This window comes from Cystobacter fuscus, from assembly GCF_002305875.1.
Classification (GTDB): Bacteria; Myxococcota; Myxococcia; order Myxococcales; family Myxococcaceae; genus Cystobacter; species Cystobacter fuscus_A.
The window spans coordinates 5,396,482-5,410,263 of sequence record NZ_CP022098.1; the positions used below are offsets into that span (position 1 = coordinate 5,396,482).

The window sequence follows — 13,782 nt, forward strand, 5'->3', positions numbered from 1 at the left end:
ACCTGTGCGCGCAGGAAGCCTGTGCAATCTCAAGAGCGGTGCCGCTCCGCGGAGCAGAAGAGGTGAGAGAGGGAGAAGTCGAGGAGGGACTGACGCGAGCGGAGATAGCGACGGGCGCGGATCATGGGCCACCAGACGCGCTGGCCCACACGAACCTGGGCCTCGCCGAGCTTCTGGCGAGGCAGCCATTGGCCGCCCAGGTGTTCGACGAGGACCTGGCCCAGGTAGGCGCCCACGGCTGGCACGACGTGCTCATCGAGGACATGACGCAGGCGTGTGTTGGGGAAGTCCTCGCGCCAGAAGTAGAAGTCGAGGTCGGTGAGAGACTCTGGAGTTTGTTTGAAGAGGGAGGGCACGTCGGAGTGCACCATGGCCACGAGGTGCTCGGCGAGGAGGCGGTAGGAGGAGAGGACGCGCTCGGGGTCGTCCACGTCCGGGGGAAGGGCGTCGGAGAGGGGGAGCCACTCATCGGGCTCGGGGGGCTGCCAGGCGTTGAACTCGGCGATTTTCCGTGGGCGCTCGTGGAAGGGGAAGCGGTCCACCACGCGGGAGAGGAGGGGGGCGAGGTCCGGGGGGAAGCGGGGCTGGACGGGGGCGAGCGTGGCGCTGCGCTCTTGCAGGGTGCGCAGCACGGTGGAGAAGTCCAGGTCCGGGCGGAGGTGGGCATGGGCACGGGCCTGGGCCTGGCGAGCCTCCTGACTGGTGAAGTCCGCGGCGGTGGGCCAGGTGACCAGGAGCACGGAGCCGTTGGGGAGTTCTTCCACCCGCCAGGCGGGGGTGGACAGCATGCGCTCGCGGCCGACGGCCTCCACCAGCTTTGGACCGAAGACGTTGAGCCAGCTCACCTCGTAGATTTTGTCGAAACCGTCTCGAATCGCCGTCTGCATATCGCGGCCGAAATTGGGCGCATCCGCGAGTCTCCTATCCGCAACGCTATGGGCTGAAGCATGGGAAACCGGGTAGCGCGAAGCCCATGCGCGCACCATCTCCACGAATTTCCGGCAGCGCTCCGTCTCCGTGAAGAAGGAAAGTGGTTCTACCTTGATCGCGACGTCCAGTTCTGGGGTCCTTGGTGGAAGCCAGAGCCAGAGGGACATGTCCAATGCGGGCCATTGCGTGCGGTAGAGTCCGATGGACGTGCTGTTTCCGTCGCGTTGCTCCTCCAGGGTCTTCCAGAAGGAGCGTCGGGAGTATTTGCGTTGCCGCTTGCCGCCGACGACGTCAGGCATCCACCCATCGGCGTACTCCTCGAGCGCCTGAACGAAGGGCTCGAGTTCGCTCTCCAGTGCCCGCGAGTCGAAAGCACCTTTGAAATCCAGCCGGAGACTGTCCTCTTCTTTCAAGTCGCGAGGTTCCAGTACCTTCATTGGAAGAACACCTCGCGAGGGGGGCGTCCGGAGAACGGCCCCTCCTCGAGGATGAGGACGTCCACGAAGCGCAGGCTGCTGGTGGGTTCCCACACGCCCACGTACCACTCGACGCGCGGCTTGTCGAAGTCCCCCTCCCACTGGAGGGGCGGCTTGTCCGTTCTCTCCGCGATGGCGGCCTGATGGCTCGTGTCTGCTGAACCCAACAGGGCTTGTTACATCTATTGACTCCGGAGGTCAAATGGACTTGCCTGGGAGCCGGAGTCCGGACTCCAGGAGGGCGAATACATGGTGGCCGAAGAAAACAAGAGGGGGACGCGAAGGGGGGAGTTCCAACTCGGGCGTCACTGGGATCAAGTGGGGCCCGAGTTCGGCCGCCTACAGGAGGCCCGTCATGTGCGTGGGGCGCGGAGTGGACTGTCACAGGGGATGGGACGAGCGGGGACGTCGATCACGGGACGGGGACTGACCATCGCGACCCTGATTCTGCTCTCGCTGGGCGTGGGTTTCTGGCTACGGGGGGTCGGCGAGGTGACGCGCCAGGATGTCCATATGCCCATAGAGGGATGGAGCAATAGAGAGGGGCAGGGGACGGCGCCCATTGCGTATCCCCTGCCCAAGAAGCCCTTGCCGAACCAATCAACGGTGCCCTGCAATTCCAAACTGGCCGAGTTGGAGATCAATGGCGGGTGTTGGATGGAACTGGCTCGGCGGCCGCCCTGCATCGAGGAGAATCAGGCCGAGTACCAGGGCAAGTGTTACTACCCGGTCGCAAAGAAGGAGGAAGCGCGACCGCCGCAATCCGTCAATCCATGATCGTCTGGCGTTCGAACGGATGCTCGATTGAGCGGGTAATCCAGCGCTCACCGTCCCGCTCCTGGGCGTCCTGGTAGGGAAGCGCTTTTCGCGCTCCACGCCTCACGCCAAGGGCCTGGCGCCCACTTTGATGAAGGCTGCACGGACAGGAGGGTCGCCCCATGCGGCAGCGCATCGCTGATTACGCCTTGCTGGGCGACTGCCACTCGGCGGCGCTCGTGGGCCGGGATGGCTCCATCGACTGGGCTTGCTTTCCCCGGTTCGACTCGGCCTCGGTGTTCTGCCGCGTCCTGGACGTACGCCGGGGCGGCTCCTTCCGGGTAGGCCCCGAGGGCGACTTCCCCTCGAGCCGCCGCTACCTCGACGACACCAACGTGCTCGTCACCACCTTCACCACTCCCACCGGGGTGTTGGAGGTGACGGACTGCATGCCCGTGCGCACCCGGGGTCCCCAGGGCGCCCGCATGGGCTCCAGGCACTCGCTGCTCCGGCGGCTGCGCTGCACCGCGGGCGAGGTGGAGTCACGGGTCGTGGTCGCCCCCCGCTTCGAATACGGGGCCTTCGTGCCCCGCATCCGCCTCACCTCGCCCCGGACGGCCGAGCTGGTGGGCGGCGCGGACGCGCTGTGGGTGACGGCCACCCGGCCGCTCATCGCGCACGAGGATTCCCTGCGTGCGCGTTGGCACCTGCGCGCCGGGGACGAGGCCTGGGTGGAAGTGGCCTGGACGCCCTCGCTCATCGAGCGCACGCCCGATGAGATGCCGGACCTCGCGGCACTGCGCGGACGGTTGGAGGACACGGTGGCCTTCTGGCGCGAGTGGATCTCCCACTGCGCCTACGAGGGCGACTACGCGCGCGCGGTGCGCCGCTCGGCCCTGGTGCTCAAGGCGCTCTCGTATGCGCCCTCGGGCGCCATCGTGGCCGCCCCCACCACGTCCCTGCCCGAGGAGCCGGGCGGTGTGCGCAACTGGGACTACCGCTACACCTGGCTGCGGGACACGACGCTCACGCTCATCTCCCTGATGCTGCTGGGCTACCAGGCGGAGACGCTCGCCTTCCAGCGCTGGTTGGCGCGCACCAGCGCGGGCCGGCCCGAGGACGTTCAAATCATGTACAGCATCCGTGGCCACCGGTTGCTGCCCGAGGTGGAGCTGCCCCATCTGGATGGGCACCAGGGCTCGCGGCCGGTGCGCATCGGCAACGGAGCGGTGAAGCAGCTCCAGCTCGACGTCTTCGGGGAGTTGCTGGAGGGCTCGTGGCTCTTCTCGAAGATGGGCGGGAGCCTGACCCCGGGGCACTGGGACTTCCTGCGCGGGCTGGTGGAGGAGGTGTGCGGGCGTTGGCGTCAGCCGGACCAGGGACTCTGGGAGGTTCGCGACGAGCCCCGGCACTTCCTCCACTCGAAGCTGCTGTGCTGGGTGGCGCTGGACCGGGCCCTGCGCATCGCGCGGGCGCGGCGGTTTCCCGCTCCGGTGGGGCGATGGTCGCGCGAGCGCGCGCTGCTTCGCGAGTACCTGCTGCGTGAGGGCTCGTGCCTCGGGTGGTTCTCCCAGGCGGTGGGCTCTCAGCGGGCGGATGCCTCGGTGTTGCAGCTTCCCGCGCTGGGCTTCCTGCCTTCGGGCCACCCCCTGGTGATGCGCACGGTGGCGGTGGTGCGCGAGCAGTTGGAGAAGGGCCGGCTCCTCTTCCGCTACCACGTGCCGGATGGCCTGAGCGGAGGGGAGGGCACCTTCCTGCTGTGCTCCTTCTGGATGCACGACGTGCTGGTGCACTCGGGGAGGGCGGAGGAGGCGGAGGAGCTGCTGCGCTACCTGCTGAGCCTGGCCAACGACGTGGGCCTCTACGCGGAGGAGTCCGTTCCGGACACGGGAGAGGCGAGGGGCAACTTCCCCCAGGCCTTCACGCACATGGCGCTGGTGGCCTCGTGCGCGCAGCTCTCCGCGGGGAGGCGCTTCCATCTCCCCAGGCCTGGCGCGTATGACTACGCGGACTTCGCGCTCACCTACCACCTCGGCCGCCGCTCCATGTTCATGTCCCACTTCGCGTGGGAGGCGGCGCACTGAGGGGAGGGGTCCCTCGAGGGTCATCCGGACGGGGGCACGGCTTCCCGTCCGTCCACTTCTTTCCGGGTGCTCGCCTTGCAACGTCCGCGCCCGCCAGGCATCCAATCCCCATGCTTCAGTTCACCTCTCGTTTCATCGACTCGACTCCTGGAGATCCGCAAACCGATCGGCGGCCGCGTCAGGTGCACGGCGCCCTGTGGTCGAAGGTGCAGCCCACGCCGGTATCGGCCCCGCGGCTCGTGGCCTGGTCCCCCGAGGTGGCGGCCCTGCTGGGACTGGACGAGGCGACGCTGCGCTCCGAGGAGGCCGTGCGCGTGCTCTCGGGCAATGGGTTGTGGCCGGGCATGGTGCCTTACGCGGCCAACTACGGCGGGCATCAGTTCGGTCAATGGGCGGGGCAGTTGGGTGACGGACGCGCCATTGGCCTGGGCGAGCTGCAAGGCCCCGAGGGCACGCGCTACGAGTTGCAGCTCAAGGGCGCGGGGCCCACGCCGTACTCCCGCCGGGGAGACGGGCGGGCGGTGCTGCGCTCCTCCATCCGGGAATTCCTGTGCAGCGAGGCCATGCACCACCTGGGGGTGCCCACCACGCGAGCCCTGTCGCTGGTGGCCACGGGGGACGCGGTCATCCGGGACATGTTCTACGACGGCAATCCCGAGGCCGAGCCCGGGGCCATCGTCTGCCGGGTGGCGCCCACCTTCCTGCGCTTCGGCAACTTCGAGCTGTGCGCGAGCCGGGGGGACGTGGGGCTGCTGAAGGCCCTGGCGGACTACACGCTGAAGAACTTCTATCCGGAGCTCGGCGCGCCGTCGAAGGACACGTATGCCGCCTTCTTCCTGGAGGTGGCGCGCCGCACCGCGCGGCTCATCGCGCATTGGCAGGCGGTGGGGTTCGTCCACGGCGTGATGAACACCGACAACATGTCCATCCTCGGGCTCACCATCGACTACGGCCCCTATGGCTGGGTCGACGACTTCAATCCCGGGTGGACGCCCAACACCACCGACGCCCAGCAGCGTCGCTACCGCTTCGGCAACCAGCCGGGCATCGGCCTGTGGAATGTCGAGCGGCTGGGGATCGCGCTGCTGCCGATCCTCGACGAGGAGGAGGCGCTGGTGGAGGCGGGGATGCTCGAGTACGAGCGCGTCTTCCAGGCCGAGCTGGAGCGGCGCTTCGCGATGAAGCTCGGGCTGCCCTCGCTCGCCCAGGAGGGAGACCTCGAGCTGGTGCAGGGCTGCTTCTCGTGGCTCGCCGCGCAGGAGACGGACATGACGATCTTCTTCCGGGGGCTGTCGCGGGTGGTGATGGCACCGGAGGCTCCGAGCGAGTGGCCCGCGGTGCTGCGCGAGGCCTTCTACGGGAAGGTGCCCGACGAGCATGTGGCCCGGGGCCTGGAGTGGCTGACGGCCTGGTGGCGGCGCACCCGGCGCGAGGACGTGGCGCCCTCCGAGCTGGCGCGGCGCATGGACGCGGTGAATCCGAAGTACGTGTTGCGCAACTGGCTGGCCCAGGAGGCCATCGACGCGGCGCACGCGGGCGATGACTCGAAGGTGCACACGCTGCTGGAGGTGATGCGGCGGCCCTTCGAGGAGCAGCCGGGCCGCGAGGCGTACGCGGGCCGGCGGCCGGAGTGGGCACGTTCGAAGCCCGGGTGCTCGGCGCTCTCGTGCAGCTCTTGAGGGCGCGTCCCGGGGCGGGCTACTTCGCCCCGGGGGCGTGCACCGGGCAGCCGGTGGCGATCTGCCGGAGGAACTGGCTGTTGTCGTAGTAGTGCTCGACCTCGAGCATCCGGAGATCCTCGGATACGCGCGCCACGCTCATGCCGAAGATCTCCACGCGCTGCCCGGTGGGCGCCTGTCCCTTGTAGGGGCCCGTGAAGTTGCCCCAGTGGCGCCACTTGAAGCTCACCGCCGGCGGCGGCGAGTACACCTCGAGCACCTCCCAGAAGAAGCCCTCGGGGAAGGCGGTGTGGAAGACGTCGTGCGACGAGTCGAACGTCTCCGCGCTGGCCTTGTAGTACTGCGTGTCACCGAGGAAGACGTTGTAGCTGCCGCGCGCGGCGATGTCGTCGGCGCTGGCCCACGAGCCTCCGTTGACGTTGGTGCGGAACCGGTCGCGCACGACCGACACCCACTGCGCGGGATCGGCCTTGTGCGAGACCTCCATCTCGAACACGCGCACGAGGTTCTCCACCACCATCTCCAGGGAGCCCGTGGGGAACTGGCGCGTGCGCTCCTTGTGCACGGTGATGTTCGTCAGGTGGTAGTCCGGGCGCCCGTGGCGCCACTTCACGCCTTCATCGTTCTCGACGACAGCGTCTCGTCCCTGCAACCAGAGCGGTTCCGTGGCCGGCTTGGCGATGCTCATGACGTCTCCTGGGGGATGGGGGGCTCTTCGAGCCGGCTTTCACTGTAACAGCGACCCGCACGTGCCGTGTCCTCCACCCGCTGGAACTTCTGAAGGGGCTGATGCGCGTCACCGGTGCTTGTGACTGCACGGCGCCCGGGGGCTTCCGGTAAGGTCGTGCCCCCATCGGACGAACCGCCACGGGCGGGGGGACACGCAATGGATCAGGCCACTGGGGAGCAGGCTCGGGCGGTCGACGCGGACGTGGCCATCATGGGCGCGGGCATCGTCGGCCTCTTCAACGCTCTGCAATACGCGAAGCGGGGCTTCCAGGTCCTCCTGCTCGACAACGCGCGGGGACAGAAACGCAGCTTCAAGGTGGGCGAGTCGTTCCTCATCTTCACCAACCCCTTCCTGCGCACGGTGGGGGGGTTGGATGCCTTCGCCGGAGAGTGCTTTCCCAAGCACGGCGTGTGGTTCACCTACGGGCTGGAGCACTCCGAGCGCTTCGAGGCGACGTCCGAGTGGGGTGTCCACGCGGATCCTCCGCACTACTTGTACGAGCAGGCCGCGGACAAACGCTACTTCCGGGCCTCGCTCATGGACGTGCAGATCGTCCGGCCGGAAGCGGAGGACGTGATGCGCGAGTCTCTCGCGTCCTTTCCCAACGTGCGCTTCCTGGACACCGTGAAGGTGCGCGACGTGGTCATCCAGGAGGAGGAGGGCCGGCCCCATGAGCTGCACTGGGAGTGTCAGGCCACGCGCGAACAGGGCACGGTGCGCGCCCGGTGGGTGTTGGACTGCTCGGGGCGCAATCGCCTGCTGGCCAGGAAGCAGAAGCACTCCGTCGAGCTGAAGGATGGCTTCCAGACGACGGCCGTGTGGGGCCAGTTCGAGGGCATCACCGATGAGCTCTTCGGCGAGCCGTGGGTGCACACGTACGCTGATGGCGACCAGACCTCGAGGGATCTGCACACCCTGCATCTGTGGGGCGAGGGTTATTGGATCTGGGTCATCCGTCTGTCCAAGCAGCGCATCAGTGTCGGGGCGACGTTCGACCAGCGCAAGCCGCCGCCGGGGGCGACGCCCGAGGCCCAGCTCTGGGAACTCATCGGCCGCCATCCTCCGTTGCGCAAGGCCCTCGCCAAGGAGCGGATGCTCGAGTTCCGCATGTACCGCGACGTGCAGTACATGACCGACACCTTCGTGAGCGCCAGGCGCTACGGGATGATGGGAGACGCGGCCTCCATCGTGGATGCCTATTACAGCCAGGGCATCTCGCTGGCGCTGGTGAGCTCCTGGCACATCGCCAACCTCGTCGAGCAGGATCTGCGGGGTGGGGGGATGGACCCGGAGTACCTCGAACGGGTGAACCGGGCGACCCGGCAGGACTGGCACATCATGCGCAACATGATCCGCGAGAAGTACACGCCGGCCATCGCGGACAGCCGCTTCTTCGTGCTCTCGCACATGCTCGACCTGAGCATCTTCTGGTCCGCGGGGGCCTCCCGCTCGCGCATCTCGCGCTGGCTGGTGGAGACGGGGGGAGACACGCGCCGCGAAACGCCCGAGCTTCGCGAGCTGCGCGAGTACCTCTCGCGGCACATGTTCTACTCCCAGACGAAGCCCTGGCATGGGCTGTCACCGGAGCGCGTCCGGGAGCTCCAGGGTCGCCTGCAGGCGGGGATCGGGGAGCGCGCGCGCTGGCGCCTCGAGCACGGCATCCGCGTGCCGACGCTCAAGGCGATCGTCCGGCTCGCGGCCCCGGTGCCCCAGTTGTGGAAGCTGCCGTTCCTGCGTGGCCAGGAGCGCGCGGACCTCTCGGCGGAGGATTTCATCCATCCGGAGAAGTTCCTGAAGCGCGTCCCCGCGTGGCTGCGCCGCTGGTTGCCCGAGTCCCCATCGGAGCGGCTCTCCCGGGCCATCGCCGTGCGCGGCCAGACCCTGCTGGTGCTCTTCCTGCTGGGCTATGCCTATGACTGGGCCGACACCGAGGTCCAGAAGCTCCTGCTCCAACTCGGGCTCCTCGAGCCCATCGCCAGGGCGGAGCCCCAGGAGACCGAGGCCCCGATCCCCGCCCGGAAGGTCGCCTCCTAGCCCGGATGCCAAGCCAACTCCGATGGCGCGTGGGCGCCTCCTGGATGGGACTGATCCTGTTCGTCCTGCTCTGGGATCTCGCGCTGTATGTCTCGGGTGCGCCGTTGCTGCCCCGGCCCTGGCAGGTGGGGCTCGGGCTGCTGGAGCTGCTGCGTCGGGGCGTGCTGTTCAAGCACCTCATCGCCTCCTTGTTCCGGGTGACGTGGGGCTTCCTGCTGGCGGTGGCCGTGGCATTGCCCCTGGGGTTCGTCCTGGGCTGGAGCCTTCGCGCGGGCCGAGCCCTGGGCCCCTTCGTCCAGCTCGTGCGTCCCATCAGCCCGCTGGCGTGGATTCCCCTGGCCATCCTCTGGTTCGGGCTGGGTGACGTCTCGGCCATCTTCATCATCTTCATCGCCTCGGCACCGCCGCTGACGCTGGCCGCGATGAACGCGGTGCGCAACGTGCCCGAGGTCTACGTGCGGGCCGGCCAGAACTTCGGGTTGGACACCCGGCGGCTCTTCCTGCGCGTGCTCCTGCCCGCGGCCCTGCCCGAGCTGCTCTCCGGCATGCGCCTGACGCTGGGCATCTCGTGGCTCGTCGTCGTGGCGGCGGAGATGATCGCCGTGAACTCCGGGCTGGGCTACCTGATCATCGACTCACGCAACGCCGGCAACCGGTATGATCTGGTGGTCGCGGGCATGGTGTTGATCGGCCTCACCGGACTGGTGCTCGACCGGGTGATGGCGCGGGTGGCCCGCTCGCTCATGCATCACCAGGACGTGGTCGGCGAGGAGCCAGGATGAGTGTCGAGAACCCCCTGAAGTCTGGCTCCATCAAGCTGCGGGCCCGTGGCGTCTCGGTGCACTTCCCGGGGGAGGAGCAGCCGCTCCAGGCGCTCGCTCCGGTGGACTTCGACTGCCACGAGGGCGAGTTCCTCTGCCTGCTCGGACCGTCCGGGTGTGGCAAGACCACGCTGCTCAACGTCATCGGCGGCTTCCTGAAGCCCTCCACGGGGCAGGTGCTCATCGATGGAGAGCCCGTCACCCGGCCCGATCCGCGACGCATCTTCGTCTTCCAGGAGCGCGGCGTCTTCCCCTGGCTCACGGTGGAGGAGAACATCGGCTTTGGCTTGACGGACCTGCCCGTGCCCGAGCGGCGGCGACGGATCTCCCACTACCTGGAGCTGGTGGGGCTCTCGGGCTTCGCGCGGGCCTGGCCCTCGGAGCTGTCCGGAGGGATGAAGCAGCGGCTCGAGGTCGCGCGGGCCCTCGCCGTCAAACCCGACATGCTCTTCCTGGACGAGCCCTTCAGCGCGCTCGATGCCATCACCCGTCACACCCTGCGCCAGGAGCTGCTGCGCATCCAGGCCGCCGAGCGGCAGACCATCCTCTTCGTCACCCATGACATCGACGAGTCCGTCCAGCTCGCGGACCGCGTGCTCGTCATGTCGTCCCGGCCGGGCCGCATCCAGCGGGTGGTGGACATCGAGCTGCCACACCCGCGTGATCTCAGCTCCCCGCGCTATCTCCAGTATCGCGACGAGCTGTTGGATGAACTGGGTCTGGCCCATCAGGTGTGAGACGGTGACGCGGCCATGAACAGCTCGCGCAAGCGTCCGGGCCTCCCGTGGCCCTGTGCCGTGGGGGTGGTGGTGCTGCTGCTCTGGCACGCCTCCGTGAAGCTCACGGGGACGAAGGTGCTGCCCACTCCGCTCGAGGTGCTCCTGGGCGTGCGGGAGCTCGCCCTTCGCGGCCACCTGGTGCCCTACGTCCGGGACTCGCTCGTGCGCGTGCTGTCGGGCTATGCGCTCGCGGTGTTCCTGGGCCTGCCGACGGGGTTGGTGATGGGCCTGTACCCGCTCACCGCCCGCGTGGCCGGGCCGGTCCTCCAGGTGCTGCGCCCCATCAGTCCGCTGGCCTGGAGTCCCGTGGCCATCCTGCTCTTCGGCGTGGCGAACACCGCGACGGTCTTCCTCATCTTCCTGTCATCCCTGTTCCCCATCGTGACGTACACGATGGAGGCCGTGCAGCGCGTTCCCGGCATCTACCTCCGGGTGGGGAACAACTTCGGCCTGGGCCGCTGGGCCCTGCTCCGCCGCGTCATCCTCCCCGCGTGCCTTCCCTACGCGCTCACCGGGCTGCGCCTCGCGCTGGGCGTGGCCTGGCTGGTGGTCGTCGCCGCCGAGATGATGGGGACGGACTCGGGCCTGGGCTACCTCATCATCGATGCGCGCAACGCCGGCAAGCGCTACGATCTCGTCGTCGCCGGAATGCTGCTCATCGGCGTCATCGGTCTCGGCCTCGATGGGCTCATGCGCCGCATCGAACGGGCCCGCTCCGTCCGTTGGGCCTTCCACCGGGAGAGCTGAGGCACTCCCTCCACCTGAAGAGAACCATGACCCCTCGCAAACTCGCCGCGGCGCTCTCGCTCTGGGTTCTCACCCTCACCGTGCTCCACGTCTGGCTCAACGTGCGCTGGGACGGCGTCGTCAACGACTGGCGCCCCGAGAGCGAGCGCAAGCTCGACGTCGCCTACATTCCAGTCACCTGACACCTCGCGTGCCCGGTGACCGACTACATCGCCCGCCGCTCACTCGATCAGTACCTGTTCATCCCCCGGCTGTTCCAGGGGTTCCCGGAGATCAAGGAGGCATTGATCTCCAATCGAGTGCAGGCGGGCTTCCTGGTCGCTCCCCTGGCCGTGGCCCTGCGGTCGCAGGGCGTTCCCATCAAGATCGTCTTCCTGGGTCACCGCTATGGCAGTGCGGCGGTGGTCAAGCAGGGAGGCCCCGTGAAGACGGTGGCCGACCTGAAGGGGAAGACCATGGCCGTTCCCAGCCGCTTCTCGGACGAGCGGCTGCTCTTGCTGCGCGCCCTCGAGCAGCACGGGGTGCGCGCGGCGGACGTGCGCATCGTGGAGATGCCGCCCGCCGACGTGGCGGCGGCCCTGGCGTCCAACGCCATCGACGGGTTCGTCATGGGCGAGCCCTTTCCCTCGCAGGCGGAGATGGGGGGCTACGGCCGTGTGCTCTTCCACGCGCGCGAGTACTGGCCGGACTACCTGTCCTGTGTGCTGGTCGTGCGCGAGGACGTCATCCAGCGGCGCCCCGAGGCGGTCCAGGTGCTGGTGGATGGCATCGCCCGCTCGGGGCTGTGGTTGGACTCGGGCCAGAGCGAGCGCGAGTACGCCGCAGAGTTCGTCGGGCGCTACTATTACAACCAGCCGCCCTCGCTCCTGAAGTGGGCGCTGACGAGGCCGCTGGACCGTGTGCGCTTCAATCCGCTGCTGCCTCGCAGGGACGACTTCGAGCTCGTCACCCGGCTGATGCTCGAGAACAAGTTGATCGACGAGCCCATCGCCTTCGAGGAGTACGTGGACCCGCGCTTCGCGGAAGGCGCCGCCTACGAGACGGCGTGGGACTACCCCGTGGGGGCCGGACGCTTGGATCCGGAGAAGGCGGACGACTGAGAGACCGCGCTGCTCGCTGTCGTGGCCAATACGTTCAGGGGCGAGCCGACGCGCACCGTGAAGAAGATTCGCGAGCAGCTTACTTGTTCGACCGCACCGTAGGCGCGGGCTGGAGCGGCGTCTCGGTGGTGCCGAGCGGCTGGGCGTGCAACGGCGTCAGGGACATCAGCCCTCCGATGAGGAGGGCGTACGCTCCGAGGCCGATCAGCGCCTTGCGGTAGTTGCGCGTCTCCTCGAAGAGGAAGAGCAGCGGAACCACCGCGGAGAGCTGGTAGAAGAAGATGTTCATGGTCAGCAGGATTCCAAAATGGAATCCAATCACGCTGACGGCGAAGACCCACCGGAGCCGCTTCCAGAGGATCAGGAAGAAGCCCATCTCGAAGGCCCCGGTGAACAGGGTGATGCCCTTGAACACCCAGGGGAATCGAGCCAGCTCCAGGCCCGGCGTCGTCCCCGAGACGATCGCCCCGTAGTAGGGAGTCCATCCGGTGAGGAACCAGTCCACGCCGCTGATGCGGAGCTTGTTCACACCGGCCTGCACGTAGAACGCGATCAGGTAGAGCTGCATGAAGGCCAGCGCGAAGGATGCGAACTCGCGGTGGGCCTGGGAGTACGGCTGCTCCCGTCGTGAGGGATTGAATACCCAGTCGAGCGACCAGAACCGCGCCGAATCCGTGAAGCAGAGGATGAGCGCGAAGAAGTTCAGATGGGTGATGTAGCTGAACAGCTGGGTGCTGAAGTGCCCCACGTAGTACGCGAAGACGAAGTAGCTGAGGGCGAAGACGGCATTGGAGAGCCGACTCTTGAAGCCCAGGGCGAACGTGATGCCGCTGACGACCACCGTGTACTTCAACAGGTAGTAGCCCCAGTACCCGAGCTCCGGAATGAAGCTGAACGTTCCCACCGGACGGTAGAGCAGGCTGGCCGCATCGACGTGGAAGCGATCGAACGGGCCGACGAGCACATAGCTCACCGTGACGAGGCTCACCGCCAGCCGGACCACGAAGAGGCGGAAGTCGACGTTGGGTTGAGCGAAGAGGAAGCTTTCAATCTTCTTGCGCAGCATCACGGAGTCCCCGGCAGCCGGTAGCTGAAGACGCGCTCCTCCTGGAGCGGACTCGGCTGCTGGCCATTGCGGTACTGAGCCAGATCAAAATGGAGATAGACGAGGTCGAGGCCGATGAACCTGCCGCCCGGCGGCGGGCGGATCGATGAGTACGTCTCGTCAAAGGCGTGCCACGGCTCGCTATTGAGTCGCTCCAGCAGCAGCCGGGCGAACTGCTCCTTCCTCTGCTGATCCTCCTCCAGGATCAGCAGGTTCTCGGCCAGCCCCACGGCGCGGTACCACTCGATCGGAATCACCCGTCCGCTATCCACGGTCACGCTGCCGCCCTGATCGTCGTGCACGACGAAGCGCAACAGATTGGTCCGCGCGGTGAACAGCGCGTTGAACAGGCCATGACTGGTAAAGGGAAAGTTGTCCCGCTCTACCCACATGTAGTAGTCGTCAACCGCGAAAAAAATGACCAGGCAGACAACCAGCAAGGCCTTGGTGCGGGAACTCAGGCCCCGGTTCTCTTGGGAAATATCCATGTTTTTCAGTTAGGGTGCTGTTGCCGATGCTTTCCAACATATCAAGAGTCTCA

At 67.4% G+C, this 13,782-nt stretch carries 14 protein-coding genes; 9 read left to right on the plus strand and 5 right to left on the minus strand.

Going from position 1 to position 13,782, the window contains the following annotated elements:
- Positions 1–29: 29 nt before the first annotated feature.
- On the minus strand, positions 30–1,367 hold the full coding sequence (locus CYFUS_RS22035) for a hypothetical protein (RefSeq protein ID WP_095987014.1): 1,338 nt from the start codon (positions 1,365–1,367) through the stop codon (positions 30–32).
- Entirely contained in the window at positions 1,364–1,573 is a 210-nt protein-coding gene (locus CYFUS_RS22040; RefSeq protein ID WP_095987015.1) for a hypothetical protein, read from the minus strand. The genes CYFUS_RS22035 and CYFUS_RS22040 overlap by 4 nt, the downstream gene beginning before the upstream one ends.
- 82 nt (positions 1,574–1,655) lie before the next feature.
- Here CYFUS_RS22040 and CYFUS_RS22045 point away from each other — a divergent pair, with 82 nt between their 5' ends.
- From CYFUS_RS22045 to CYFUS_RS22055, 3 genes are all read left to right on the plus strand, one after another.
- Entirely contained in the window at positions 1,656–2,183 is a 528-nt protein-coding gene (locus CYFUS_RS22045) for a hypothetical protein (RefSeq protein ID WP_095987016.1), read from the plus strand.
- A gap of 161 nt (positions 2,184–2,344) precedes the next feature.
- On the plus strand, positions 2,345–4,246 hold the full coding sequence (locus tag CYFUS_RS22050) for a glycoside hydrolase family 15 protein (RefSeq protein WP_095987017.1): 1,902 nt from the start codon (positions 2,345–2,347) through the stop codon (positions 4,244–4,246).
- Positions 4,247–4,356: 110 nt separating this feature from the next.
- Positions 4,357–5,925, plus strand: coding sequence for a protein adenylyltransferase SelO (locus CYFUS_RS22055; RefSeq protein ID WP_095987018.1), 1,569 nt, complete (start codon positions 4,357–4,359; stop codon positions 5,923–5,925).
- A 19-nt stretch (positions 5,926–5,944) separates the two neighbouring features.
- Here CYFUS_RS22055 and CYFUS_RS22060 read toward each other — a convergent pair whose 3' ends face one another.
- On the minus strand, positions 5,945–6,613 hold the full coding sequence (locus CYFUS_RS22060) for an ester cyclase (RefSeq protein ID WP_095987019.1): 669 nt from the start codon (positions 6,611–6,613) through the stop codon (positions 5,945–5,947).
- A 198-nt stretch (positions 6,614–6,811) separates the two neighbouring features.
- Between CYFUS_RS22060 and CYFUS_RS22065 the strand changes: the two genes are divergently transcribed.
- Genes CYFUS_RS22065 through CYFUS_RS22085 form a run of 6 tightly spaced genes read left to right on the plus strand, consistent with a single transcriptional unit; the run spans position 6,812 to position 12,136 of the window.
- Entirely contained in the window at positions 6,812–8,689 is a 1,878-nt protein-coding gene (locus tag CYFUS_RS22065) for an NAD(P)/FAD-dependent oxidoreductase (RefSeq protein ID WP_095987020.1), read from the plus strand.
- Between the two features lie 44 nt (positions 8,690–8,733).
- Complete coding sequence (locus tag CYFUS_RS22070) at positions 8,734–9,471, plus strand: ABC transporter permease (RefSeq protein ID WP_095992156.1); 738 nt, start codon at positions 8,734–8,736, stop codon at positions 9,469–9,471.
- Positions 9,468–10,247, plus strand: a complete 780-nt coding sequence (locus CYFUS_RS22075; protein ID WP_095987021.1) for an ABC transporter ATP-binding protein — start codon at positions 9,468–9,470, stop codon at positions 10,245–10,247. The genes CYFUS_RS22070 and CYFUS_RS22075 overlap by 4 nt, the downstream gene beginning before the upstream one ends.
- Positions 10,248–10,262: 15 nt before the next feature.
- Entirely contained in the window at positions 10,263–11,036 is a 774-nt protein-coding gene (locus CYFUS_RS22080; protein WP_095987022.1) for an ABC transporter permease, read from the plus strand.
- A gap of 26 nt (positions 11,037–11,062) precedes the next feature.
- The gene (locus CYFUS_RS51770; RefSeq protein ID WP_198316685.1) at positions 11,063–11,218 is read left to right on the plus strand and encodes a hypothetical protein; all 156 of its coding nucleotides are present in this window, start codon (positions 11,063–11,065) and stop codon (positions 11,216–11,218) included.
- A 15-nt stretch (positions 11,219–11,233) separates the two neighbouring features.
- Positions 11,234–12,136 (plus strand): ABC transporter substrate-binding protein, encoded by a 903-nt coding sequence (locus tag CYFUS_RS22085; protein WP_095987023.1) that lies wholly within the window; start codon positions 11,234–11,236, stop codon positions 12,134–12,136.
- Positions 12,137–12,215: 79 nt separating this feature from the next.
- Here the strand turns inward: CYFUS_RS22085 and CYFUS_RS22090 are convergent, their stop codons facing one another.
- Positions 12,216–13,202, minus strand: coding sequence for an HTTM domain-containing protein (locus CYFUS_RS22090; RefSeq protein WP_095987024.1), 987 nt, complete (start codon positions 13,200–13,202; stop codon positions 12,216–12,218).
- Positions 13,202–13,729: a hypothetical protein gene (locus CYFUS_RS22095; protein WP_232537708.1), complete on the minus strand. Its 528-nt coding sequence runs from the start codon at positions 13,727–13,729 to the stop codon at positions 13,202–13,204. Before CYFUS_RS22095 ends, CYFUS_RS22090 begins: the two co-directional genes overlap by 1 nt.
- Positions 13,730–13,782 lie beyond the last annotated feature (53 nt).

Coding starts and splice junctions, on each gene's coding strand:
- CYFUS_RS22035 (WP_095987014.1), bottom strand. CDS start 1,367: ATGAAGGTACTGGAACCTCGCGACTTGAAAGAAGAGGACAGTCTCCGG.
- CYFUS_RS22045 (WP_095987016.1), top strand. CDS start 1,656: ATGGTGGCCGAAGAAAACAAGAGGGGGACGCGAAGGGGGGAGTTCCAA.
- CYFUS_RS22050 (WP_095987017.1), top strand. CDS start 2,345: ATGCGGCAGCGCATCGCTGATTACGCCTTGCTGGGCGACTGCCACTCG.
- CYFUS_RS22055 (WP_095987018.1), top strand. CDS start 4,357: ATGCTTCAGTTCACCTCTCGTTTCATCGACTCGACTCCTGGAGATCCG.
- CYFUS_RS22060 (WP_095987019.1), bottom strand. CDS start 6,613: ATGAGCATCGCCAAGCCGGCCACGGAACCGCTCTGGTTGCAGGGACGA.
- CYFUS_RS22065 (WP_095987020.1), top strand. CDS start 6,812: ATGGATCAGGCCACTGGGGAGCAGGCTCGGGCGGTCGACGCGGACGTG.
- CYFUS_RS22070 (WP_095992156.1), top strand. CDS start 8,734: ATGGGACTGATCCTGTTCGTCCTGCTCTGGGATCTCGCGCTGTATGTC.
- CYFUS_RS22075 (WP_095987021.1), top strand. CDS start 9,468: ATGAGTGTCGAGAACCCCCTGAAGTCTGGCTCCATCAAGCTGCGGGCC.
- CYFUS_RS22080 (WP_095987022.1), top strand. CDS start 10,263: ATGAACAGCTCGCGCAAGCGTCCGGGCCTCCCGTGGCCCTGTGCCGTG.
- CYFUS_RS51770 (WP_198316685.1), top strand. CDS start 11,063: ATGACCCCTCGCAAACTCGCCGCGGCGCTCTCGCTCTGGGTTCTCACC.
- CYFUS_RS22090 (WP_095987024.1), bottom strand. CDS start 13,202: ATGCTGCGCAAGAAGATTGAAAGCTTCCTCTTCGCTCAACCCAACGTC.
- CYFUS_RS22095 (WP_232537708.1), bottom strand. CDS start 13,729: ATGGATATTTCCCAAGAGAACCGGGGCCTGAGTTCCCGCACCAAGGCC.